Annotated in this window: 23 protein-coding genes; 16 read left to right on the forward strand and 7 right to left on the reverse strand. The window is 72.6% G+C overall.

Annotation, left to right across the window (positions count from 1 at the left end):
• The first annotated feature begins 5 nt into the window (after positions 1–5).
• The 5 genes from G514_RS25680 (at position 6) to G514_RS0108685 (ending at position 5282) form a co-directional block, all read left to right on the forward strand.
• Positions 6–1460, forward strand: coding sequence for an MFS transporter (locus tag G514_RS25680; protein WP_051247141.1), 1455 nt, complete (start codon positions 6–8; stop codon positions 1458–1460).
• Positions 1457–2023, forward strand: a complete 567-nt coding sequence (locus G514_RS0108670; RefSeq protein WP_028651437.1) for a DnaJ family domain-containing protein — start codon at positions 1457–1459, stop codon at positions 2021–2023. Before G514_RS25680 ends, G514_RS0108670 begins: the two co-directional genes overlap by 4 nt.
• Before the next feature lie 124 nt (positions 2024–2147).
• The gene (locus G514_RS0108675; protein WP_028651438.1) at positions 2148–3257 is read left to right on the forward strand and encodes an HpcH/HpaI aldolase/citrate lyase family protein; all 1110 of its coding nucleotides are present in this window, start codon (positions 2148–2150) and stop codon (positions 3255–3257) included.
• Complete coding sequence (locus tag G514_RS0108680; protein WP_281167607.1) at positions 3254–4114, forward strand: HpcH/HpaI aldolase/citrate lyase family protein; 861 nt, start codon at positions 3254–3256, stop codon at positions 4112–4114. The genes G514_RS0108675 and G514_RS0108680 overlap by 4 nt, the downstream gene beginning before the upstream one ends.
• A gap of 55 nt (positions 4115–4169) precedes the next feature.
• On the forward strand, positions 4170–5282 hold the full coding sequence (locus tag G514_RS0108685) for a matrixin family metalloprotease (protein ID WP_028651440.1): 1113 nt from the start codon (positions 4170–4172) through the stop codon (positions 5280–5282).
• Between the two features lie 43 nt (positions 5283–5325).
• Here the strand turns inward: G514_RS0108685 and G514_RS0108690 are convergent, their stop codons facing one another.
• Genes G514_RS0108690 through hutH form a run of 5 tightly spaced genes read right to left on the reverse strand, consistent with a single transcriptional unit; the run spans position 5326 to position 10688 of the window.
• Complete coding sequence (locus G514_RS0108690; protein ID WP_028651441.1) at positions 5326–6342, reverse strand: M48 family metallopeptidase; 1017 nt, start codon at positions 6340–6342, stop codon at positions 5326–5328.
• 9 nt (positions 6343–6351) lie between these two features.
• Entirely contained in the window at positions 6352–6927 is a 576-nt protein-coding gene (locus tag G514_RS0108695; RefSeq protein ID WP_028651442.1) for a TIGR03086 family metal-binding protein, read from the reverse strand.
• Positions 6928–6952: 25 nt separating this feature from the next.
• The gene (locus tag G514_RS0108700) at positions 6953–7444 is read right to left on the reverse strand and encodes a hypothetical protein (protein WP_028651443.1); all 492 of its coding nucleotides are present in this window, start codon (positions 7442–7444) and stop codon (positions 6953–6955) included.
• Between the two features lie 20 nt (positions 7445–7464).
• Complete coding sequence (gene hutU / locus G514_RS0108705) at positions 7465–9132, reverse strand: urocanate hydratase (protein ID WP_028651444.1); 1668 nt, start codon at positions 9130–9132, stop codon at positions 7465–7467.
• Positions 9129–10688, reverse strand: a complete 1560-nt coding sequence (gene hutH, locus G514_RS0108710) for a histidine ammonia-lyase (RefSeq protein ID WP_028651445.1) — start codon at positions 10686–10688, stop codon at positions 9129–9131. The genes hutU and hutH overlap by 4 nt, the downstream gene beginning before the upstream one ends.
• A 220-nt stretch (positions 10689–10908) precedes the next feature.
• Between hutH and G514_RS0108715 the strand changes: the two genes are divergently transcribed.
• On the forward strand, positions 10909–12105 hold the full coding sequence (locus G514_RS0108715; protein ID WP_028651446.1) for an MFS transporter: 1197 nt from the start codon (positions 10909–10911) through the stop codon (positions 12103–12105).
• On the opposite strand, the gene G514_RS0108720 is transcribed toward G514_RS0108715, so the two are convergent.
• Complete coding sequence (locus G514_RS0108720) at positions 12018–12407, reverse strand: hypothetical protein (protein ID WP_028651447.1); 390 nt, start codon at positions 12405–12407, stop codon at positions 12018–12020. The two genes, G514_RS0108715 and G514_RS0108720, sit on opposite strands and share 88 nt — an antisense overlap.
• A 7-nt stretch (positions 12408–12414) precedes the next feature.
• Complete coding sequence (locus G514_RS0108725; RefSeq protein ID WP_051247143.1) at positions 12415–12813, reverse strand: hypothetical protein; 399 nt, start codon at positions 12811–12813, stop codon at positions 12415–12417.
• 157 nt (positions 12814–12970) lie between these two features.
• Between G514_RS0108725 and G514_RS0108730 the strand changes: the two genes are divergently transcribed.
• The 10 genes from G514_RS0108730 (at position 12971) to G514_RS25700 (ending at position 23875) form a co-directional block, all read left to right on the forward strand.
• A complete protein-coding gene (locus G514_RS0108730; protein WP_036564186.1) occupies positions 12971–13621 on the forward strand; it encodes a response regulator in 651 nt (216 codons plus the stop codon).
• Position 13622: 1 nt separating this feature from the next.
• Positions 13623–15350, forward strand: a complete 1728-nt coding sequence (locus G514_RS25685) for a sensor histidine kinase (RefSeq protein ID WP_051247145.1) — start codon at positions 13623–13625, stop codon at positions 15348–15350.
• Between the two features lie 56 nt (positions 15351–15406).
• Positions 15407–15790: a hypothetical protein gene (locus G514_RS25690; protein WP_028651450.1), complete on the forward strand. Its 384-nt coding sequence runs from the start codon at positions 15407–15409 to the stop codon at positions 15788–15790.
• A 247-nt stretch (positions 15791–16037) separates the two neighbouring features.
• A complete protein-coding gene (locus G514_RS0108745) occupies positions 16038–16790 on the forward strand; it encodes an IclR family transcriptional regulator (RefSeq protein ID WP_028651451.1) in 753 nt (250 codons plus the stop codon).
• Positions 16791–16859: 69 nt separating this feature from the next.
• Complete coding sequence (locus tag G514_RS0108750; RefSeq protein ID WP_245582144.1) at positions 16860–17522, forward strand: DedA family protein; 663 nt, start codon at positions 16860–16862, stop codon at positions 17520–17522.
• A gap of 70 nt (positions 17523–17592) precedes the next feature.
• On the forward strand, positions 17593–18228 hold the full coding sequence (locus G514_RS0108755) for a hypothetical protein (RefSeq protein WP_157544671.1): 636 nt from the start codon (positions 17593–17595) through the stop codon (positions 18226–18228).
• A 63-nt stretch (positions 18229–18291) separates the two neighbouring features.
• Positions 18292–20751, forward strand: coding sequence for an amidohydrolase family protein (locus G514_RS25695; protein WP_051247147.1), 2460 nt, complete (start codon positions 18292–18294; stop codon positions 20749–20751).
• Between the two features lie 108 nt (positions 20752–20859).
• On the forward strand, positions 20860–21993 hold the full coding sequence (locus G514_RS0108765) for a glycosyltransferase (protein ID WP_028651454.1): 1134 nt from the start codon (positions 20860–20862) through the stop codon (positions 21991–21993).
• Positions 21994–22073: 80 nt separating this feature from the next.
• Complete coding sequence (locus G514_RS0108770; protein ID WP_028651455.1) at positions 22074–22715, forward strand: TetR/AcrR family transcriptional regulator; 642 nt, start codon at positions 22074–22076, stop codon at positions 22713–22715.
• The gene (locus G514_RS25700; protein WP_051247149.1) at positions 22712–23875 is read left to right on the forward strand and encodes an SRPBCC family protein; all 1164 of its coding nucleotides are present in this window, start codon (positions 22712–22714) and stop codon (positions 23873–23875) included. The genes G514_RS0108770 and G514_RS25700 overlap by 4 nt, the downstream gene beginning before the upstream one ends.
• Positions 23876–23880 lie beyond the last annotated feature (5 nt).

The following is a 23880-nucleotide window of genomic DNA, read 5'->3' on the forward strand; positions in this document are numbered from 1 at the left end:
GCCTCGTGAGCGCCGTCGCGCCCGCTCCGGTCCGGCCGGTGCACGGGCTGTTCGCGATCGTCGGCTTCCTCGTCTGCGTCGAGCTGGCGAGCGGCGTGCTGCAGGGGTACTACACGCCGATCTACAGCGACATCGCCGACCACCTCGTCATCAAGGACGCCGACGTCAACTGGTTCGAGGCGGCGCAGCTGGTCGTCTCCGCGCTGGTCGTGCCGCCGCTGGCCCGCCTCGGCGACCTGGTCGGCCACAAGAAGGTTCTGCTGGTCTCGACCGCGGTCACCGCGCTCGGCAGCTGGGTGCTCGCGTTCGCGCCGGGCTTCACGACGTTCCTGGTCGGGTGGGCGGTCCAGGGCGCGTACGTCGTCTGGCTGCCGCTCGAGATCGCGATCATCCACCGCCGCACCGCCGGCACCGGACGGCAGGCGGTGCTCACCCGGCGGGCTGCCGCCATCCTGGTCGGCGCGCTCGAGCTCGCGGTGATCATCGGCGCGCTCACCTCCGGCGCGCTGGTGGAGGCGACGTCGATGGGCTTCCTGCTGGCGCTGCCCGCGATCGTGGTGACCGCGGTCTTCTTCGTCGTCTGGTGGGGCATCGAGGACGTCCCGGGTGACGCCACCGGCGGCTACGACTGGGGCGGGCTGGTGCTGATCACCGCTGCGCTGGGACTGGTGATGGGCGGGCTGATCGCGATCCGCGTCCAGGGTCCCGGCTCGCCGCTCGCATGGGCGCTCGTCGCGCTCGGCCTGCTCGCGCTCGTGCCCTTCGCGCGCTACGAGCTCGGGCACCCCGAGCCGATGGTCGACGTGCGCCTGCTCGCGAGCCCCGGGCAGTGGCCGGTGCAGCTCACGGCGTTCCTGTTCGGCATGTCGGTGCTCGGAGCCCAGATCCCTCTTTCGACGTTCGCCCGCACCGACCCCGACACCGCGGGCTACGGCCTGGGCGCCGACGCGTCGTTCGTCTCGACGCTGATCGGGGTGTACGTCGTGTTCCTCGCGATCGGCGCCTTCACCCTGCCCCTGACGGCGCGGCTGCTGGGTCCGCGCGGCGCGCTGGTGCTGGGCGCCCTGCTGGTCGCCGTCGGCTACGGGCTCTGGCTCCCGCTGCACGACTCGACCGGCCAGGCGCTGCTCAACATGGCGATCGCCGGCGTCGGGTCCGGCGCCCTGGTCGCCGCGCTGCCGGCGACCGCCGCGGCTGCGGCACCTGCCGACCGCACCGGGTTCGCGACCGGCATGACCAACGCGACCAAGACCGTCGGCGGAGCGATCGCGTCGTCGGTCTTCGCGATCTGCCTCGCCTCGGCCGGCTCGATCAAGGACCCCGTCAAGGGCCACGCCCCGCTGTCGGGCTACCTCACCGTCTGGGCGATCTGCGCGGTCGCGGCCCTCCTGGCCGCGGTGGCGCTGTGGCTGATGCCGCGCGGCCCCGAGCCGGGGGCGCCACCTACACTGGAGGCGTGACCGGAGACCGGCGCGAGCGACCCGAGGCGACGCCCCGGTCGCGTGCCGAGAGCCGCGCGGCGGCCCGGGCGCGCATGGCCCAGCAGCACACGTGGGTCGACCTCCAGGTGCGCCAGGCGATGGAGCGCGGCGACTTCGACGACCTGCCCGGCGCGGGCAAGCCGATCAAGGACCTCGGCGACTCCCACGACCCGAACTGGTGGCTCAAGAAGCTCGTCGAGCGCGAGAACGTCGCCGTGCTGCCGCCGAGCCTGGCGCTGCGCAAGGAGGACGCCGAGCTGGCCGCCACCCTCGACAGGCTCAACGTCGAGGGCGAGGTGCGCCGCCACGTCGAGGACTTCAACAAGCGGGTCGTCGCCGCGCGCTACCGGCTGCCCGAGGGGCCGCCCCTGGTCACGATGCCGCGCGACGTCGACGAGGAGGTCGCGGGCTGGCGCGAGCGGCGTACGGCCCGACTGGCCGAGCAGCGCGCCAAGGCCAGGAAGCTGCTCGCCGAGGAGGCGGCCCGGCCGCGGGCGAAGCGCCGCTGGTGGCGCCGGGCAGTTTCACCGGGTACCCGGTGAAACTGGTCCTGACCGGATGGAGTTCCTTACGGTCAGGTGCAGTTTCACCGGGTACCCGGTGAAACTGCCGCGGTGTCAGATCGGTCATACCGACGCCGACACCATCGCTGTTACGTTCCGATCCATGACTGGCAAGAGCGCCAAGGACTTCTTCCGGCCGCTGGCCGTCGGGGCACCCGAGCCGCTGCGCGAGATCCCCGCGCGGCCGAGCCGGGCCATCCACTTCTTCGACCCCAGCAACGAGAAGATGGCCTCGAAGATCCCCGACATGGTCGGCACGGTCGACGTGCTGCTGGGCAACCTCGAGGACGCGATCAAGGCCGACAACAAGCTGGCCGCGCGCGAGGGCCTGGTGAAGATCGCGAAGGACACCGCCGACCTCGGGGGGCCGGACGCGAAGACCCAGCTCTGGACCCGCGTCAACGCGCTCGACAGCCCCTGGGGCCTCGACGACCTCACCACCCTCGTCCCCGAGATCGGCGACCGGCTCGACGTGGTGATGGTCCCCAAGGTGCAGGGCGCCGAGGACATCCACTACGTCGACCGGCTGCTCGCCCAGCTCGAGGCCAAGGCCGGCCTCGACCGGCCGATCCTCGTCCACGCGATCCTCGAGACGGCGCGCGGCGTCGCGAACGTCGAGGAGATCTGCGCCGCCAGCCCGCGCATGCAGGGTCTGTCCCTCGGCCCGGCCGACCTGGCCGCCGACCGGCGCATGAAGACCACCCGGGTCGGCGGCGGCCACCCCGGCTACCTGGTCCGCGAGGACCCGCCCCGCGTCGACGGCGTGGCCAACCTCGAGGCCAGCCGCGCGACGTACCAGCAAGACCTGTGGCACTACACGATCTCGCGCATGGTGGACGCCTGCGCGATGCACGGCATCTACCCCTACTACGGCCCGTTCGGCGACATCGCCGACGTCGTGGCGTGCGAGGACCAGTTCCGCAACGCGTTCCTGCTCGGCTGCGTCGGCACCTGGTCGCTGCACCCCAAGCAGATCGCGATCGCGAACAGGGTCTTCAGCCCCAGCGTCGAGGACGTCGCGCACGCGCGCCGGGTGGTGGCGGCCATGGGTGACGGCACCGGCGCGGTGATGCTCGACGGCAAGATGGAGGACGACGCCTCCCTCAAGCAGTGCCTGGTGATGGTCGAGCTCGCCGAGCAGCTGGCGGCGATCGACCCCGAGCTGAAGAAGCAGTACGACGCCATCGAGACCGACGCGGAGGCCGGCGCGTGAGCGAGGACATCTCGCCGCTGCGCAGCGTCCTCTACATGCCGGGCTCCAACGACCGGGCGCTCGAGAAGGCGAAGTCGATCCCCTGCGACGGGCTCATCCTCGACCTCGAGGACGCCGTCGCCCCCGACGCCAAGCCCGCGGCGCGCGAGGCGGCATGCGCCGCGGCGGCGAGCGGCGACTACGGCAGCCGCACCGTCACCATCCGTGTCAACGGGCTCGGCACCCCGTGGCACGACGACGACCTCGTCGCGGCCGCGCAGGCCGGGCCGCACGCGGTCGTCGTGCCCAAGGTGAGCAGCGCCGCCGACGTGGAGCGGCTCGTCAGCGCGCTCGAGAAGGCCGGCGCCCCCGACCACACGACGCTGTGGGCGATGATCGAGACACCCGTCGCGATCCTCGACGCGCTGGCGATCGCCAGGGCCTCGCAGCGTCTCTCCGCGCTGGTGCTCGGCACCAACGACCTCGTCAAGGAGCTGTACGCCGCGCACGTGCCCGGCCGGGCACCGATCCTGCCGAGCCTGCACACCGCGCTGCTCGCCGGCCGGGCTGCCGGCCTGGCGGTGCTCGACGGCGTCTACAACGACGTGAAGGACACCGACGGCTTCCTGGCCGAGTGCCGGCAGGGCCGCGAGCTGGGCTTCGACGGCAAGACGCTCATCCACCCGGGCCAGGTCGAGGGGGCCAACGAGGTCTTCGCGCCCAGCGAGCAGGAGGTCGCCGACGCGCGCGAGGTGATCGATGCTTGGAACGCCGCAGGAGGCAGCGGGGTCGTCACCGTCAACGGCCGGATGATCGAGGCGCTCCACGTCGAGTCGGCCCAGCGCGTCCTCGAGCTCGATGCCGCGGTCGGCAGGTAGCAGCCGTCGTGCGACCGGAGGTTTCCCGCCCGGCCCGGTGGGGCAGGTTCGGCAGGTGACTCTCCCCCGTTCCGTCCGCGTCGTCGCGGCCTCCCTCGTCCTCGGCCTCGCCGCCGCCCTCCTCGTCGCCGTCTCGCCGTCGCCCGCCCTCGCCGGCCTCGGGCACCACGGCCAGCACGACAAGAAGCGCAAGAAGGGCAAGGTGGTCTGGGACTCGACCTCGTTCTACGCCGGCTCCGGAGCCGTCGCCGCCCACGGCAAGGTGCCCGGCGGCAAGAAGAAGGTGAAGCTGCAGGTCAAGCTGCCCGGTGGCTGGCACACCTTCGCGAGCACCAAGAGCAGCCGCAAGGGCACGTTCTCCATTGCCGGCACCCTCAACTGGTACGGCAGCCACAAGGTGCGCGTCTCCACGTCGGGCCGCCACCGCTTCAACCGCAGCACCAAGGTCAACGTCTTCTACACCTACGCACCGCGCGGCAACCCCGCCGACCACGTCTTCCTCAACCACCAGGGCGTCCGCTACTCGTTCAACCCCTGCAAGACGGTGCGCTACGCCGTCAACGGTGACGACGTCGGCCCGTTCGGCGTGCTGTTCGCGCAGATGGTGATGGCGCAGACGTCGATGGCCACCGGCATCCCGGTCAGGTACGTCGGCCTCTCCCACCAGATCCCGTTCCAGACCGACGAGACGAGGCTGCCGGGCAACCAGGACCTGCTGATCGCCTTCGCCGACGAGACCGAGATGCCCGACTTCGTCACGCGCTCGGCGCTCGGGTTCGGCGGCCCGGTCCAGCTGAGGCCCGCGCGCGACGGCCGCCACCGCCGGGTGTGGGAGGCGACGCAGTCGGCGGTCGTCTTCGACACCAACAAGTGGTACGGCACCGACCTCGAGCAGGCCTTCGTGGGCAAGAAGCCGCTCTGGGGCGAGGTCATGCTCCACGAGTTCGGTCACGCGTTCGGCCTCGACCACTCCAACGGCCCCGACCAGATCATGTACTGGCAGGCCGGCAACGGCGTCTACCCCGACGGCTACTTCCGCGCCCTCTACGGCGCCGGCGACCTCGCCGGCCTGGCGACCGACGGCCTCGGGCAGGGCTGCTTCCGGCGGGTCACCCGGTTCCGCGACGGCGCCCCGGCGCGCATCGCGGCACCGCGCCCGCTGCCGTAGCCCTCAGCGGCGTACGCCGCGACCGGGTCTGGACGCCCTTCGCTCAGTCCCGGTTGCGGCGCAGCTGTTCGTCGAGCCAGAGCTTGGCGCCGCCGGCCACCCCGGCCAGGTCGTGCACCAGCTTGCCGAGCGCGTCCTGCGAGGAGCGGAACGCCTCGGAGTAGGAGTCGGCCGCCTCCTTCGCCGCCTCCGAGATCCTTGCGTCGCCGTCACCGTCGCGGCGCGGGTAGTCGCCGCCGAGGATCGCGGTGTACTCCCCCGACTCCACCCAGCGCCGCTGCTCGGCGGCCCGGACGACGGCGTAGGGGTGGGAGCGGCCCTCGACCAGCAGCAGCTTGAGCACCGAGTCGCGGATGTCGTCGGCCTCGAGGTACTCCGCCCCTTGGGCGAAGAAGGCCGTCTGGTCGAGCTCCGAGAGGTCACCTGACCCGCTGGCGAGCTTCATGTGCACCCGGTAGGCGACCGCAGGGTCCTGGGTGGCGAGCAGCCCGGCGCGGTCCGCGGAGAGCTCCGACTTGCGAGACCACTCGGTGAGGGCGGCGACGATCATCCGGAAGCCGATCCCGCCGATCGGGATGGATCGCCAGAAGCCGGTCACGCTGCCCAGCCACATCAGCAGGGTGCGGTAGACGGCGTGACCGCTCAGCGCATGCCCGAGCTCGTGGGCCACGATGTAGCGCATCTCCTCCTCGTCGAGGAGGTCGAGCAGGGCGGAGTTGATCACGATGATCGGCCTGTCCATGCCGATGCAGAAGGCGTTGGTGAAGGGGCTGTTGCGCACGTAGAGCTCGGGGAGCTCCTCGGCGTCGAGCACCCGGCCCACCTCGGCCAGCAACCGACTCAGCCCCGCGAACTGCCGGTCGTCGACGCGGATCGCACCCCCGAGGTAGTCGAGCCGGATCCGGCGCTCCTTGATGAAGCCCGAGAGCCCCTTGAGGATCGTGTCGAAGCCCCTCAGCTTGCGCAGCGCGACGAGCGCTCCGCGGTCTGCGGGGTGCTCCCACGCCCGCGAGCTGATGCCGGTCAGGGTCACCCGGGGCCGGGTCGGAGTGCTCGTCACGTGCTCAGACTAGGCAGACGGGGGTGGTTCCCACCCCGGATCGCGACCGATGAACCCCAGCATCCTCGACTGTGCATCAGCGTCCTCCGGTACGTCGACGGGCGGCCCGTACTGACCGCTCTGACGCATCACGTCGGCGATGGGCTCCATCCCGGCCAGCATGGTCGCGCAGCGCTCCGGGTCGAGGGTGTCGTCCTGGCCGGTGGCCCGGGCGAGGTCCCAGGTGTGCATGAACACGTCGGCGGTGAAGAACTGCGAGACCGCCTGCGGCAGCGGCACCGAGCCGAGGTGCGGGTTGGTGAGCGACCGGCCGGACGAGCCGGGGTCGTCGAGCAGCGCCTGCACCTCGGACTGCAGGTGACGCCACGCCCCCGCGGGGTCCCCGTCCACCGACGGCCCGGGCGGCAGCGCGACCCCGGCGCCGGAGGAGAGGAACGCCGGGAACCACTCGACGAGGTGGCGGACGACATCGCGTGCCGTCCACTCCGCCACCGGTGACGGGTCGTCCCACTGGTCGGGGCGCAAGCCGGCGGCGACCGCGCCGAACCGGCCGCCGATCTCACGGAACTCCTGCGCGGGGGTCATGGCGGTCCGACCACGTCAGCCTGCCTCACTCATCGGAGGTGCGGGTCGGGTCGTCCATCGTCATGAACCGCCACACCAGCCCGTGGGCGACCAGCACCAGCAGGATGAGCAGGATCGCCTCCACCTGGATGCCGCGGAGGTTGAGCCGCGAGCCGATCTCCGGCGCGACCCCCGTGAGGGCGACGAGGGCGTAGAGCACCACCGCGGCGATCCGGTGCGGACGGTCGTCCACACCCGAGCGGGTGCTGTGCTGCAGCGCGCGCAGCGTCGTCACCAGGCCGACCGCCGCCACGACCACGAAGCTGACCCGCCAGAACGGCGTCGAGCCCGCCTGGCCGACCTGCGCGAAGAGCCCCATCAGCCCGGGCAGCAGGAACGAGAGGTAGACACCGCCGACCGCGGTCCGGGTCCCGGGGTCGCGCAGCCAGCGCGGGTTGGCCTGCAGCAGGCTCCACCAGAAGCCGAGCAACGCGAAGCAGGTGGCTGAGAACAGCGCGTAGAACGTGCTGACATCCATGGGCGGAAACTACGCCCGCCTCAGCCCTCTCGCACGGGCACCCGGACCCCGCGCTCGCCGGCGACCTCCGCGGCCCGCTCGTAGCCCGCGTCGACGTGGCGGATGACGCCCATGCCCGGGTCGTTGGTCAGCACCCGCTCGATCTTCTGCGCGGCGAGCTCGGTGCCGTCGGCGACCGTGACCTGACCCGCGTGGAGCGAGCGGCCCATGCCGACGCCACCGCCGTGGTGGAACGACACCCAGGTCGCACCCGAGGCGGTGTTGACCAGCGCGTTGAGGATCGCCCAGTCGGCGATCGCGTCGGAGCCGTCGAGCATCGCCTCGGTCTCGCGGTACGGCGACGCCACCGAGCCGCAGTCGAGGTGGTCGCGACCGATCACGATCGGGGCCTTGAGCTCGCCCGAGGCGACCATCTCGTTGAACTTGAGCCCGGCCAGGTGCCGCTCGCCGTACCCCAGCCAGCAGATCCGCGCCGGCAGGCCCTGGAAGGAGACGCGCTCGCCGGCCATCGTGATCCACCTGCGCAGGCGCTCGTTGTCGGGGAACAGCTCGAGGATCGCGCGGTCGGTCGCCGCGATGTCGGCCGGGTCGCCGGAGAGCGCGGCCCAGCGGAACGGGCCCTTGCCCTCGCAGAACAGCGGGCGGATGTAGGCGGGCACGAAGCCGGGGAACTCGAAGGCGCGGTCGTAGCCGCCCTTGCGTGCCTCGTCGCGGATCGAGTTGCCGTAGTCGAACACCTCGGCGCCCTTGTCCTGGAGCTCGACCATCGCGCGGACGTGGACGGCCATCGACTCCTGGGCGCGCTTGGTGAACCCGACCGGGTCCTCGGTGCGCTCGCGCTCCCAGTCCTCGAACGCCGTGCCGACGGGCAGGTAGAACAGCGGGTCGTGCGCCGAGGTCTGGTCGGTGACCACGTCGATGGGCGCGTCCATCTCGAGCAGCTCCGGCAGCATGGCGGCGGCGTTGCCGAGGACGCCGATCGACAGCGGCCGGCGGGCGTCGCGCGCCTCGACGGCCATCCGCACGGCCTCCTCGAGCGAGGGCGCCTGGACGTCGAGGTAGCGGTGGTCGATGCGCCGCTGGATGCGCGCGGGGTCGCACTCGATGCAGATGACCACGCCGTCGTTCATCGTGACCGCGAGCGGCTGGGCACCGCCCATGCCGCCGAGGCCGGCGGTCACGGTGATCGTGCCGGCGAGCGTCCCGCCGAACCGCTTGTCGGCCACGGCCGCGAAGGTCTCGAAGGTGCCCTGGAGGATGCCCTGGGTGCCGATGTAGATCCACGAGCCGGCGGTCATCTGCCCGTACATCGTGAGGCCGAGGTCCTCGAGCCTGCGGAACTCCTCCCAGTTGGCCCAGTCGCCGACCAGGTTGGAGTTGGCGATCAGCACCCGCGGCGCCCACTCGTGGGTCCTCATCACGCCGACCGGCTTGCCGGACTGCACGAGCATGGTCTCGTCGTCGCCGAGGGTGGACAGCGTCCGCACGAGGGCGTCGTAGGCCTCCCAGCTGCGGGCCGCCTTGCCGGTGCCGCCGTAGACCACGAGGTCCTCGGGCCGCTCGGCGTTGTCGGGGTCGAGGTTGTTCATCAGCATCCGCAGCGGCGCCTCGGTCTGCCACGAGCGCGCCGTCAGCTCGGTGCCGTGCGCGGCGTGGATCGGGAGGCGGGGGTTGTCGGTGGTGGTCATGCCAGGTCTCCGATCACTTCTTCGACGGCGGTGAGGACGGCGCCCGACTCGACCAGCCGGACGGCGGCCTCGATCTCGGGCGCGAGGTGGCGGTCCGGGCCGGGGCCGTCGACGCCGTTGCTGCGCAGCAGGGCGACCACCGCGGCGGTGGCCGGCGCCGGCTCGAGCGGCGCGCGCAGGTCGAGCGCGCGGGCGGCGGCCAGCAGCTCGACGGCGACGACGCGGGTGAGGCCGTCGACCGAGCGGCGCAGCTTGCGGGCGGCGTTCCAGCCCATCGACACGTGGTCCTCCTGCATGGCGCTGGAGGGGATCGAGTCGACCGAGGCCGGCACCGCGAGCCGCTTCAGCTCCGAGACGATCGCGGCCTGGGTGTACTGCGCGATCATCAGCCCGCTGTCGACACCGGGGTCGCTCGCCAGGAACGGCGGCAGGTCGTGGCTGCGGGTCTTGTCGAGGAAGCGGTCCGTGCGCCGCTCGCTGATCGAGGCGACGTCGGCGGCGACGATGGCCAGGAAGTCGAGCACGTAGCCGAGCGGCGCGCCGTGGAAGTTGCCGTTGGACTCGACGCGGCCCTCCTCCACGAGCACCACGGGGTTGTCGATCGCGGACGCCAGCTCGCGCCCGGCGACCGTGGCGGCGTGCTCGACGGTGTCGCGGGCGGCGCCGTGCACCTGGGGCGAGCAGCGCAGCGAGTAGGCGTCCTGGACCCGGTGGAACTTGTCCTCGCGGTGGCTCGCCATCACGCCGGACCCCGCGAGCACGGCCGTGAGGTTGGCGGCCGAGAGCGCCTGGCCGACCTGCGGCCGCAGCGCCTGCAGCTCCGCGGCGAAGACCCGGTCGGTGCCCATCTGCGCCTCGACGCTCATCGCGGCGGCGACGTCCGCGGTGCGCAGCAGCCGGCGGAGGTCGGCGACCGCCATGACCAGCATCCCGAGCATCCCGTCGGTGCCGTTGATGAGGGCGAGCCCCTCCTTGGCCTCGAGCTCGACCGGCGTCAGACCCGCGGCGGCGAGGGCGTCGGCGGCGGGGAGGAGGGCGCCCGAGGCGTCGCGGACCGAGCCCTCGCCCATCAGCGCAAGCGCGCAGTGGGACAGCGGCGCGAGGTCGCCCGAGCAGCCGAGCGAGCCGTACTCGTGGACCACCGGCGTGATGCCGTGCGAGAGGAGGTCCGCGAGCAGCTGGGCGGTCTCGCGGCGTACGCCGGTGCGACCCGTGGCCAGCGTCGAGAGCCGCAGCAGCATCAGCGCCCGCACCACCTCGCGCTCGACCTCCGGACCGGAGCCCGCGGCGTGCGAGCGCACCAGCGACCGCTGGAGCTGCGCGCGCATGTCGGTCGGGATGTGCCGGGTCGCCAGGGCGCCGAACCCGGTCGAGATGCCGTAGGCAGGCGTCGGCGCGGCTGCGAGCTCCTCGACCACCGCACGCGCGCGGTCGATGGCGGCGAGCGCCGCCTCGCTCAGCACCACGGGTGCACCACCGCGGGCGACCGCGACGACGTCCTCGGGCGCCAGGGCGCCGACGTCGACGGTGACCGCAGCTGCACGCTCGGAAGACATGCCTCCATCCAATCCCCCCGCCGGCGCCACCAGCCAGAGCCGCCCAGGCGCCTCTGTCTCGAATCTGAGACCCAGGTGGGATAGTCCCTGACGTCTGAGCGGTGGAACCGGCGTCCCAGGGGCCCGTACGTCAGGGACTATCCCGACCGGCCGGGCCCACGCCGTCTCGAAACCCGCGCACCGGATGGCCGGGCCGGGGCGGACGTCGTTCAATCGGGGGGTGACCGCCACCGCCGACCGGACCGCCGAGGTCGGCGTACGGCGGAGGTGGGCGATGCTCGGCGCGAGCACGCTCGCGCAGGCGTCGACGGCGGTGATGGTGCACGGGCCGGCGTTCCTGATCCCGGCGCTGCACGAGCAGCAGGGGCTCTCTCTCGCGCGCGCCGGGCTGGTGGCCGCGGCGCCGATGGTCGGCACGATGCTCGCGCTGGTGCCGTGGGGCGTGGTGACCGACCGGCGCGGAGAGCGCCTCTCGCTGCTGGCCGGGCTGGCGGTCTCGGTGGTGCTCGGCGCGCTCGCGGCGCTGTCCGGGTCGGTCGTCCTCCTCGCGCTCGGGCTCGGCCTGGCCGGCCTGGCGGCGGCCAGCAGCAACGTCGCGAGCGGGCGCGTGGTCGTCGGGTGGTTCCCGGCCGGGCGCCGCGGCTTGGCGATGGGCATCCGCCAGATGGCCCAGCCCGTGGGGGTCGGCGTCGCGGCGGTCTCGATGGCGGTGGTCGCCGACCGGCACGGGCCGTACGCCGCCGTGTGGGTGCCGGTGGTCGCGTGCGGCGTCGCCGCGGTGCTGGTCGCGCTGGTGGTGCTCGACCCACCGCGCCCGGCCACCGGGTCGGGGGTGGCGCACAACCCCTACCGCGCCGACCGCTACCTGCCGCGCATCCATGGGGTGTCGGTGCTGCTGGTGGTGCCGCAGTTCGTGGTGTGGACCTTCGCGCTCGTCTGGCTGGTGCAGGACCGCGGTTGGTCACCGGCCGCCGCGGGCGGCCTGGTCGCCGGCGCCCAGGTGGCCGGAGCCGTGGGGCGGATCGGCGCCGGCCAGCTCTCCGACGTCGTGGCGAGCCGGATGCGGCCGCTGCGCTGGGTGACCGTCGCGGCCGTCGCCACGATGCTGCTGCTGGGGGCGACCGCCGGGCTCGACGCGCCCGTCGCGATCCCGCTCGTGGTGCTGGCGACCGTCGTGACGGTGGCCGACAACGGACTGGCGTTCACCGCGGTCGCCGAGCGGGCCGGACCGTTCTGGTCCGGCCGCGCCCTCGGCGTGCAGAACACCGCCCAGTTCCTCACCGCGGCCGCGGTGCCGCCCCTCGCGGGGCTGACCGTGACCTCGCTCGGCTACCCCGCGACGTTCGCGCTGGCCGCGGTCTTCCCGCTCGCCGCGCTGGCGATGGTGCCGGTGAGGGAGGAGCGCGAGCTCTCCTGACCTTGCTCCTGACCCCGCTCCTGACGCCGCTCTCGTCGCCCGCGGCCGACCCGGTGGCCGAGCGCCACGAGGCCGAAGCCGCCGACGAAGATCGACAGGGTCACCACGCCGTAGGCCAGCGGGAACTCCTGCCGCTCGAACGCCGCACCTGAGGACTCGTTCATCGCGTCCAGCACGAGGTAGAGGGTCTGGAAGACGAACGCCCACAGGTAGGCGACGGCGTACGTCGTGTTGGCAGCCAGCCGGCTGCTCAGGAAGAAGCCGAGCGGGAACGCGCACAGGATCGTGACGACGGCGATCATGGCGAGCTCAGTCCGTGATCGACGCGGGACGCCGGTCGGTCGAGAACATGAGCACGACCGCGACCACGGTCAGCACGACGCTCACGCCGACGAACGCCTTGATGAACATCGGCACGTCGACGAAGAACGCCGGCAGCCCGGTGAGCGTGACGATGATGATCGCGCCGGCGGCAACGCGGAGCGCCACGCGGTTGCCGCGCCAGGCCATCACGGTCGCGACCAGGCCGATGAGACCGAGGATGCTGCCGACGACGAGGATCGCCATCGGGGGCCCCTCCTCGCCGTCGGGTGGCGACTCGAGGACCGACGGCACGCTGGCGAGGCTGTAGAGCCCGCAGAGGACGAGCCCGACCCTCTGCTTGGTGGTGATGGCCGAGCGGTGGGCGGTGGCGGCGATGGTGCTCATGGTTCCTCCTGGTGGAGTCGTGGTTGACGGCTCCACGCTCGGCCCGTCCACGCCCCCTGACCCAGAGGATGCACTCCCCCTCTCCTCCCGACCAGTGCCACGACCGCGGGAACTTCTTCCCGAGCGCCCGGGGGTGCCTCGGCGCGATGATGTGCGGGTGCCGCCGATCCGCGTCCTGCTCGCCGACGACCACCCCGTCGTGCGTCGGGGCCTCGCCGCGCTGCTCGGCACCCTCGACGACTTCGAGGTGGTCGCCGAGGCCGAGGACGGCGAGGCCGCGGTCCGCGAGTGCCAGCTGACCCGGCCCGACGTGGTGCTGATGGACGTGCGGATGCCCGGGATCGACGGCGTCGAGGCCACCCGCCGGATCCGCAAGGCGGTCCCCGACGCCGCCGTGCTCATGCTGACGATGTACGACGAGGACGCGACCGTGTTCACCGCGATGCAGGCCGGCGCGCGGGGCTACCTCCTCAAGGGCGCCGAGCAGGACGAGATCGCCGACGCGATCCGCGCAGTGGTCCGCGGCCAGGCGATCTTCGGCGCCGCGATCGCCTCGCGGATGCTCGAGCACTTCGCCAGCCCGCCCGGCCAGGCCGCGGCCGACGACCCGTTCCCCGAGCTGACGGCGCGGGAGAAGGAGATCCTCGAGCTCCTCGCGCACGGCCGACGCACGGCCGAGATCGCGTCGGCCCTCCACCTCTCGCCCAAGACCGTGAGCAACAACCTCACCGCGATCTTCGCCAAGCTCGAGGTGACCGACCGGACGGCGGCCGTGATCCGGGCCCGCGAGCGCGGCCTCGGCGGCTGACGTGGAGGTCCTGCCCCTGACGACGGCGCTCGCGTTCGCGTCGTTCCTCGTCAGCGGTCTGGCGCTCGCCGCGCGCCGCCAGGCCCTCGCCGCGGCGGTCGTGATGGTCCTCTGCGGCGCTCTCGGCCTGGCCGCCGCCGTCCTCCTCGCACAGGACCGGCGCGAGGCGGCCGTCGCGGTCGCGATCGGCGCGGGCATGGTGCTGGCGCCGTTCGCGCTGGCCGTCTATCCGCGCGCCCGGTGGAGGGAGCTGCCCGACTTCCTGGCGCTGGTGGTCCTGGTCGGCTGCGGCCTGGTCGCCGCCGCCTACCGGGACGCCGACGTCGTCGGCGCGCTCGGGATCGTCCAGGGGTGCGTGTTCGTGGCCCACACCTGGTGGCGGATCGAGACGAGTGACACGGCCGCCCGCCGGCCGCTGATCTGGATGACGCTCGCGGTCGCCACCACGGGGTTGGTGTGCTTCTTCATGACGTTCTCCGCCGAGGCCCAGTCGCCCGGAGTGACCGACGTCGCGATCGGGGTGTTCGCGCTGCTCGGACCCGCTCTCTACGTCGGCGCCACGCTCCCCGACCTCGTGGACGTCCGCGGGCTCGTCGTGACGGTGGTGGTGACCACGGTCGCGCTGGTCACGGTGATGTCGGTGTTCGTCCTCGAGCTCGCGCTGCTCCAGGCGGTGGGCGCGGACGATCTCAACACGGGGGCGCTGGCGTTGCTGGCCGCTCTGGCCGCAGTGGCCTTCCAGCCCACCCGAGTGGTGCTCCGCGGTGTGGTCGACCAGCTGTTGTTCGGCGAGCGGCCCGACCCGCTCGGCGCCGCGTCGAGCGTGGCCGGCCGCATCGGCGAGGACCCGGTCGTCGCACTGCGTGCGATCCGCGAGGCGCTGGTCCTGCCGTACGCCGCAGTGCTCGTGGACGGCGCCCCGGTCGCGGTCTCCGGTGCCGAGACCACGCACACCCGCACCCTCGACCTCGACGGCGCGGGCGAGCTCGTGGTCGGGCTGCGGCCCGGCGACCTGTCGTTCTCCCCCGGCGACGAGCAAGTGCTCCGGCTGACCGTGCCGCTGCTCGCCCAGACCCTGCGCGCCCGCGCGCTCGCCGAGCAGCTGATCGAGTCGCGCGGCGCCACGATCGCCGCGGTCGAGGAGGAGCGGCGCCGGCTGCGCCGCGAGCTGCACGACGGCCTCGGCCCGCGGCTGTCGGGTGTCGCCTTCACCTCCGACGCCGCGCGCAACCTGATCCGCACCGACCCCGCGGCCGCCGAGCAGCTGGTCGCCCAGCTGCGCTCCGACACCGTGACCGCGATCGAGGAGATCCGCCGGATGGTCTACGCCATGCGCCCACCGGCCCTCGACGAGCTCGGCCTGGTGCCGGCGCTGCGCCAGCAGGCGGTCGGGCTGCGCAACCGCGAGGGGACGCCGGTGGCGGTGGAGGTGACCGCGCCCGAGGAGTTCCCCCACCTGCCCGCGGCCGTGGAGGTGGCGGCGTACCGGATCGTCACCGAGGCGCTCACGAACGTCGCCCGGCACAGCTCGAGCGGGTCGGCATCGGTGCGCCTCGAACCCGCGGCCGACGGGCTGCACGTCGAAGTCACCGACCGCGGCCGGAGTGGGCCGTGGCGGGCCGGTGTGGGGCTCGCGTCGATGCGGGAGCGCGCGGCCGAGCTGGGCGGGACGCTCGAGGCCGGTCCGGGCGCCAGCGGCGGCCGGGTCGCCGCGCTGCTGCCGCTCTGAATGCTCTCCCCCGGGCCGGGTACCGCCTCCGCGCGCGGGGGAAAGGGAGGAGAGACATGGACAACACTGTTGCCACGATCATCGTGATCGCGGTCATCGTTCTCGTGGTCGCCGTCGTCGCGGCCCTGCTGATGCGTACGCGGGGCCGAGAGCGCCGGGCCCGCCAGGCCGAGGAGCTGCGCAGCCACGCTGCCGAGACCTCGGTCGAGGTCGAGCAGACGCAGCGTCAGGCCGCCGCCGAGCGGGCCGCTGCCGAGCAGGCCCGAGAGCAGGCCGAGATCGCCGAGGCGCGCGCCGCCGAGGCCGAGCGCGAGCTCATGCACACCGACGCCCAGCGCGAGGACGCCCTCCGCGAGGCCGACCGGCTCGACCCCGCGGTCGACCACCGCAGCGAGGACTACGCCCCCGGCGACGTGACGCCGCCGCGACGTACGCCCTGAACCCGGGGATGTCCGTCACCTCGGGGCGGTCGTCCACACGCGACTGCCACCCAGGGGTGACGGACCACCCGCCTAGGCCGTGTCTCTCAATTGCTGGTGGATGCCGGCGTCGTCCAGTCGCGCGCTGGCAAGCCGCGGCCACGCGCGCAGACTGGGTGTCTTCGAAATGTCTGCAACGCCGCGAGCGCGTGATCTGGGGGGCGTCCGGCGCCGCCATGAATTGAGAGACGCGGCCTAGCCTGTGCCCATGGCCCAGGTCCCGGCGGCGACGCGGACGCTGCGGGTGCTGCGCTACCTGGCCAGCCAGCCCGACCCGGTGCCGCTTGAGGCGATCGCGCGCGCGTGCGCGCTGCCCAGGAGCTCGGCGTACCACCTCGTGAGCGCGATGGTCGAGGAGGGCTTCGTCGTCCACCTCGACGACGAGCATCGCTACGGGCTGGGGGTGGCGGCGTTCGAGGTGGGCAGCGGGTACGCCCGCCAGGGGCCGCTGCAGCGGATCGCGCGCCGCCCGCTGGCCGAGCTGGTCGACCGCACGCGGCAGAGCGCGCACCTCGCCGTGCTGCACGGGAGCGACGTCCTCTACGTCCTCGAGGAGCGGGCGCCGGGCCGGCCGCCGCTGGTCACCGACGTCGGCGTCCGGCTGCCCGCGCACCTCACGGCCAGCGGCCGCGCCGTGCTCGCTCACCTGTCGGGCCCGCAGGTGCGCGCCCTCTACCCCTCGGCCGCGTCGTTCGTGGTCCGCCACGGCACCGGTCCGACGACGCCCAGCGCGCTGCGTTCACTGCTGACCGAGACCCGGCAGCGCGGCTACGCCGTCGAGACCGGGGAGGTGACGCCGGGCCTCTCCTCGGTCGCCGCCGCCGTGCTCGACCACAACGGCCACCCGCTCGCGGGCGTCGCCGTCACCTACGCCGAGGGCGACGCCGACCCGACCGCCCTGGCCGACGACGTACGCCGCACGGCCCGCCTGCTGAGCACCCGGCTCGGCGGCCGCGGGTGAGCGAAGCGACCCCGTTGGTTACCGGCTCCGCGGAGGCAGGATCGACCGGCCTGGGAGGGAGGGGTCTCGGTGACGCACGCCCTGGTGGCGCCGCTGATGTTCGGCATCAAGTGGCTCGACCCCGAATGGATGCTCGACGAGTTCGGGTCGGCGTTCTTCTGGGTCAGCCTCGCGATCATCGTCGTCGAGTGCGGCCTGTTCTTCCCGTTCCTCCCGGGTGACACCCTGCTGGTCGCGATCGGGCTGTTCGTCGCGACCGACAAGCTGTCCATCCTGCCGGGGCCCGCCCTGCTCGATGTCGCGGTCGCCTGCGCGCTCCTGGTCGCGGCCGCGATCCTCGGCAACGTCATGGGCTTCGAGATCGGCAGCAAGGTCGGCCCGGTGATCTACGAGCACGACGGCAAGATCCTGCGGCGCGACCACTTCGACAAGACCGAGTCGTTCTTCGACCGGCACGGCCGCAAGGCGCTGGTCATCGGCCGCTTCGTGCCGGTGGTGCGCACCTACATCACCGTGGTCGCCGGCGCCTCGAAGATGAAGCGGCCGCGGTTCCTCGTCTGGAGCCTGGTCGGCGCGCTGCTCTGGGTCCTCAGCATCACCCTCATCGGCTACTTCGTCGGCGACGCGTTCCCGTCGCTGGTCAAGCGCATCGACTACCTGATCCTCGGCCTCCTGCTGCTGACGGTCATCCCCGCCGGCATCCACTGGTGGCGCGAGCGCGCCTCCGACTGAGGCCGCGCGCGGTCGGCGATGACCCGAGCGGGCCATTGCGCACCGTCACCGGGGTGTCGAGGGTCGGAGGATGACTCGGAGCTCCTACCCCGCCGTGGCCGCCACCCTCGCCCTGTGCCTGAGCCTCAGCGGCACGGCGTACGCCGCCGGCCAGCTCGGCAAGAACATCGTGAAGTCCAGGAACATCGCGCCCAAGGCCGTCAAGGCCTCGGACCTCGCGCCCGGCGCGGTCAACGGCAGCCCCGTCGACGAGGCCTCGCTCGGCACGGTGCCCTCGGCCGTCACCGCGCAGTCCGCGGCCACCGCGACCACGGCTGCCAGCGTGAACGGCGTCCGCGAGCAGGCCGTCCGCGCCGCTGCCCCGAGCCTCACCACCTCGAGTCCGGTGGCGACGATCGACGGACTTCAGATCGGTCTCGGCTGCGGGGCCAACTTCGCCGTCATCGAGGTGCGGGCAGCCGACCCGGCGGACTACGGCCTGCTCTCGACCGCGACCAGCGGCGGGTCGTCGGCGCACCAGACCTTCGGCGTCGGCAACCCCGCGTCGGCCGCGCTGGGCGCCGGCGGCACGACCTCCGGCGCCGTCACGCTGCTGCGCGCCAACGGCCGGAGCGTGCGGTTCGACTTCCACCTGCGCTACGAGGCCGACGCGATGGCCGGCTCGAACGACTGCTTCCTCGCCGGCTTCGCCCGCAGCCAGGCCTGAGCAGCAGCGCTGGCGGCCGGGGCGCGACCGTGACCTCCGCGGCCGGACGGCGTTCCTCCTGACATGGAACGTCACGCGGTCCGACGGCTGTGCTGGGCGACGGTGCTGGCGGCCGCCCTCGTGGTCGGCACCGTCGCGCTGCCGTCGTACGGCGGTGGTGCCGGTGGCGAGCGACAGGGTCCGCTGCGCACGGTGGCTGCCGTCCAGAAGCAGAAGGCGCTCGAGGCGCGACCCCACGTCGACCCGCCCGGCACCCCGCCGCACGTCCACAACGACCCGAAGACCAAGAACCTCGTCTCCCGCGCCGGGGAGACCGGCAAGGACGTCCGCGACCCGAGCACGTTCGTGAGCCGGGCGGTGGCCCGCTCGACGGTGGCGACGCAGCGCCGGATGAAGGACCCGGCCCTGACGCACGTGCGGGCGACGCCGAAGCGGCTCAAGCGGCCGCAGAACCGCTACGCGATGGCCAACGGCTGCTACGGCCTCGGCGGTCAGAAGATCTTCTTCAAGCCCACCGACCTCGGCCAGTACCTCCTCTACACGACCGACCGGCAGCTCCTCGTGCACGGCGGCAAGGTCGCCACGCCCAGCGACGCGACGATCTGGACGGCCCGGCAGCGCAAGCACGGCTTCAGCTTCAGCAGCGCCGGCAAGCCGCTGGTGCTCGGCGGCAAGACCACGTTCCGGCTCAAGCGGACCAGGGGCTGCACGGCCTACCCCGAGGCGGGCGTCGACATCAGCGGCAAGCCGCACGCCGGCGTGACGTCGTACCAGGAGGTGCGCGGGTACGTCGACGCGCACACCCACGGCATGGCCTTCGAGTTCCTCGGCGGCTCGGCCCACTGCGGCAAGCCGTGGGACCGGTTCGGTGCGCCGTACGCCCTCGTCGACTGCCCCGACCACACGATCACCGGCGGCTACGGCGGCATCCTCGAGGACGCACTGTCCGGCAAGACCCACCACGACCCGGTCGGGTGGCCGACGTTCAAGGACTGGCCGGCGCCCGACTCGCTCACCCACGAGGGCACCTACTACAAGTGGCTGGAGCGCTCGTGGCGCGGCGGCCAGCGGATCTTCGTCAACCTGCTCGTCGAGAACAACCAGCTCTGCAAGCTCTACCCCCTCAAGCGCAACTCCTGCGACGACATGGACTCGATCCGGCTCCAGGCGCGCGACATGTACAAGATGCAGGACTACATCGACGCCCAGTTCGGTGGGCCGGGCAAGGGCTTCTACCGGATCGTGAAGACGCCGTTCGAGGCCCGGGAGGTGATCAACGCCGGCAAGATGGCGGTGGTCATGGGCATCGAGACCTCGGTGCCGTTCGGCTGCTCGATGAAGCTCGACGTGCCGACCTGCTCGATCGCGGACATCGACCGCCAGCTCGACGAGGTGCGCCGCCTCGGGGTGCGCCAGATGGAGCTGGTCAACAAGTTCGACAACGCGCTCGCCGGAGTCGCCGGCGACACCGGCGAGGTCGGTGCACTCGTCAACGCCGCGAACTTCCTCGAGACCGGCTCGTTCTGGGACATGCGGCACTGTGAGCCCGCCGACGGCGAGAGCCACGACCGCAACCAGGTCGCCGCGCCCGGCATCAACGCCGAGCAGCAGGACGCGCTGTTCGGCGCGGTCGCGCAGCTCGGGCTGCCCACCATCGCGCTGCCGCTCTACCCGCAGCCCAACCACTGCAACTCCCGCGGGCTGACGACCCTGGGCGAGCACACGATCAAGGCGCTCGCCCAGCGGCACATGATCTTCGACCCCGACCACATGTCGGTGAAGGCCCGCGCCTCCGCGCTCGACACGATCGACGAGCTCGGCTACCACGGCGTCGTCTCCTCGCACTCGTGGGCGACCCCCGACGCCTACCCGCGCATCTACGAGGAGGGCGGCTTCATCACGCCGTACGCCGGCGACTCAGCCGGCTTCGTCGACAAGTGGCGCAAGCACGTCGGCTGGGCGGACCCGCGCTACTACTGGGGCATCGGCTACGGCGCCGACATGAACGGCCTCGGCGCCCAGGGCAACCCGCGCGGTGCGTCGGTGGCCAACCCGGTCACCTATCCCTTCAAGGGCATCGAGGGCGTGACGGTCAAGCGGCAGACCGCCGGCGCCCGCACCTGGGACATCAACACCGACGGCGTCGCGCAGTACGGCCTCTATCCCGACTGGATCGAGGACCTCACCAAGGTCGCCGGCGCCACCTCGGCCGCCGACGCCCGCAACATCGAGGACGACATCGCCCGCGGCGCGGAGGCCTACCTCCAGATGTGGGAGCGCGCCGAGGGCATCAAGCCCGACTCGTGCCGCAACCCCTCGCTCCGCCAGCAGGTCTCGAAGGTGCAGCGGCTGATCCACCCCGGCATGTCCACGCGCGCGGTCATGAAGGCCGTCGGCCAGCCCTACACCCGCCTCGGCCGCGCCTTCGGCTTCTGCGCCAAGGAGAAGGGGCACCGCTCGGTGCGGATGACGGTGACCTTCTCACCCGCCGGGAAGGTCCTCTCCCTGAATCGCGGCCGGTAGCCAGTCAGTCCAGCGCTTCGCACCCGCTCGCCCACCGCTGGTCGAGCTTGTCGAGACCACCGCAACGTGTGTCCGCGCACGCCACGGCCGGGCTAGATTCGGTCCGCGATGCGGATCCTGTTCACGTTCATCGGCGGTCTCGGACATTTCGAACCTCTGGTCCCTGTGGCCCGCGCCGCCGCGGCCGCCGGTCACGACGTCGCGGTGGCGGGGTCAGGCGGACTGATTGCACGCATCGAGGACGCCGGCTTCCGGGCGTTCGCGACGAGTCCGCCGCGGCCGCCTGCGAGCCCAGCTCCCCGCGACGTGACACCGCTCGCGCCGACCGACGCGCGCGCTGCCGAGGTGGAGTTCGCGGAGAACTTCGCCGACAAGGGTGCTCGTCGGCACGCGACCGCGGTACAGGAGCACATCCGCGACTGGCGGCCCGACGTCATCGTCCGCGACGAGGCGGACCTCGGCTCGGCGATCGCGGCGGAGGTGTGCGGCGTCCAGTGCGCCACGGTGCTGGTGCTCGCCGCCGGGATGCTCGTGCGTCCGGAGCTGGTCGAGCCGCCGCTGGTCAGGCTGCGCGAGGAGCACGGCCTTCCACTGCGACCCGCGTCATCGATGCTCGAGGGCGGGCTGGTGCTCGTGCCGTTCGCGCCGTCGTTCCGCAGCCCTGAGTCGCCTGTGCCGCTGCCGGAGTCGACGTTCTGGTACCGCCCCGGCGACCGGGTCGCGATGACGCCCCGCCCGGAGAGACCGCGCGTCTACGCGACCCTCGGCACCGTCTTCAACACCGAGTCGGGCGACCTCTTCGAGCGCCTGCTGGCCGGACTCGCCGAGGTCGACGCCGACGTGCTGGTGACGGTCGGGCGGACCGTCGACCCGGCCGCCTTCGGGCCGCAGCCCGCCCACGTCCGCATCGAGCAGTACGTCCCGCAGGCCGAGGTGCTGCGCGAGACCGACCTGGTCGTCTCGCACGGCGGGTCCGGTAGCCTCACCGCCACGCTGGCGCACGGGCTGCCGTCGGTCCTCCTGCCCCTGGGCGCCGATCAGCCGCACAACGCGCGCCGCGCCGAAGAGCTCGGCGTCGCGCGCATCCTCGACGCCGCTCTCGCAACCGCCGCCGCGGTCCGCCGCGCGGTCGAGGAGGCCCTCGACGACGACGGCATCGCCGGTCGCGCCCGAGCGGTGGCCGCGGAGATCGACGGACTGCCCGGCGTCGAGGCCACCATCCCGCTGCTCGAAGGACTCTGACAGCGGCCCTGCATAGCCCACTCGGGTCATTTCACAAGAACGCTCTTGTATTCAATACAGAGACGTTCTACCTTCTACCCATGAGCTCGACCACGACCCGCAGGTACGACGGGTCCGGACGCCGCCAGCAGGCCCAGACGACGAGGCTGAAGGTGATCGAGGCCGCGTCCGCGCTGTTCGTCACGCGCGGCTGGGCCGGCACGTCGATGCGCGACGTGGCCCGCGAGGCCGGCGTGTCCGTCGAGACCGTCTACGGCTCGGTGGGCAACAAGACCGCGCTGCTGCGGATGGCGATCGACCTCGCGGTCGTGGGCGACGACGATCCGGTCCCGCTGTCGGAGCGGCCGGCCTGGCAGCAGATCATGGCGGCGCCCACCCCGCACGCGCGCGCCGAGGCGATCGCGGGCCTGCTCGTCGGCATGCACCGCCGCACCGCCCCGCTGCACCGCGCGCTGCAGCACGCCGCCGTGGGCGAGCCCGAGCTCGCCGAGCAGCTCAGGCGCGACTTCGCTGACATCCGCGAGCAGAACCGGCAGGGCGTCCTCGCCGTCCTCGGCCGGGAGCCGACGGACCTGGAGGTCGACCTGGTGCAGGCCGTCACGAGCAACGAGACCTACCTGCTGCTCACCGAGCAGCGGGGCCACACCGACGACGACTACCGGGAGTTCGTCGCCACCGCCATCACCAGGCTGCTGGGCCTGGAGGAACAGGAGGAACGATGAACGAGACCTGGGATCCCCAAGGCCCGGCCGACACCCGCACGATGCGGATCGTGCACAACGCGCTGCGCCGCGACCTGACCCGCGCGAAGCAGGTGCTGACCACGGCGCCGTACCCCCATCCCGCCCAGCGCGAGGCCCTCGCCGAGCACCTGGCCTGGATGATGCAGTTCCTCCACCACCACCACGGCGGTGAGGACGCCGGCCTCTACCCGCTCGTCCGCGCCAAGAACCCCGCCGCGATCGCCCTGCTCGACGCGATGGACGCCGACCACGACGCCATCAACCCGGGCATGGACGCACTGGTCGAGGCCGCCACGAGGTACGGCGCCGACGAGGCCGCCCGCGAGGACGTCGTCCGCGCGATCCAGCGGCTCGAAGAGACGCTGCTCCCCCACCTGCTGCGCGAGGAGGAGGAGATGATGCCGGTGGTCGCGGCCACGATCACCTGGCAGGAGTGGGAGGACTGGACCCAGACCTACAACGTCAAGCCGAAGCCGAAGCGGGAGCTCGCCTACGAGGGTCTCTGGATCATGGAGGCCCAGGCGCCCGAGGACCAGGAGCTGATGGCTCGACTGGTGCCCCCGGTCCCGCGCTGGATCATCCTCAACGTGCTCTCCCGCGGCTACCGCAAGGCGCTCTTCCGGCGCTGGCAGGCGCAGGAGGACGCGCCGTGGAGGCTGCTGGTCTCGGGCGGCAACACCGTCGACGTGGCGGCCTCGCCCGAGCAGGTCTGGGCGGTGCTCTCCGACGTACGCCGGGTGCCCGAGTGGAGCCACGAGTGCCGCCAGGTGACCTGGCTGGACGGCGCGACCGAGGGCCGGGTCGGGGCGAGGTTCACCGGAGCCAACCGCGCCGGTCGCGCTCGCTGGGTGCGGCCCTGCACGATCACCGCCTGGGCGCCCGCCCGACGCCTGGTCTTCCACACCACCGGCCCGCTGGGCATGGACGCGACGGAGTGGACCTTCGAGCTGGAGCCGCACGGCGCCGGCACCCGGCTGACGCAGTCGTTCCGGATCCTGCACATGGCGGGCTGGTGGGGGCGCCTGGTCTGGCGCATCATGCCGGAGCACCGCGACCGCAGGGCCGCCCTCCGCGAGGACCTGGCCCGGCTCGCCGAGCTGGCCCTCGCGGAGCACCCCACCAAGGTCACCGCTCCCTGATCAGG

Origin of the sequence: Nocardioides halotolerans DSM 19273 (assembly GCF_000422805.1) — a bacterium.
Classification (GTDB): Bacteria; Actinomycetota; Actinomycetes; order Propionibacteriales; family Nocardioidaceae; genus Nocardioides; species Nocardioides halotolerans.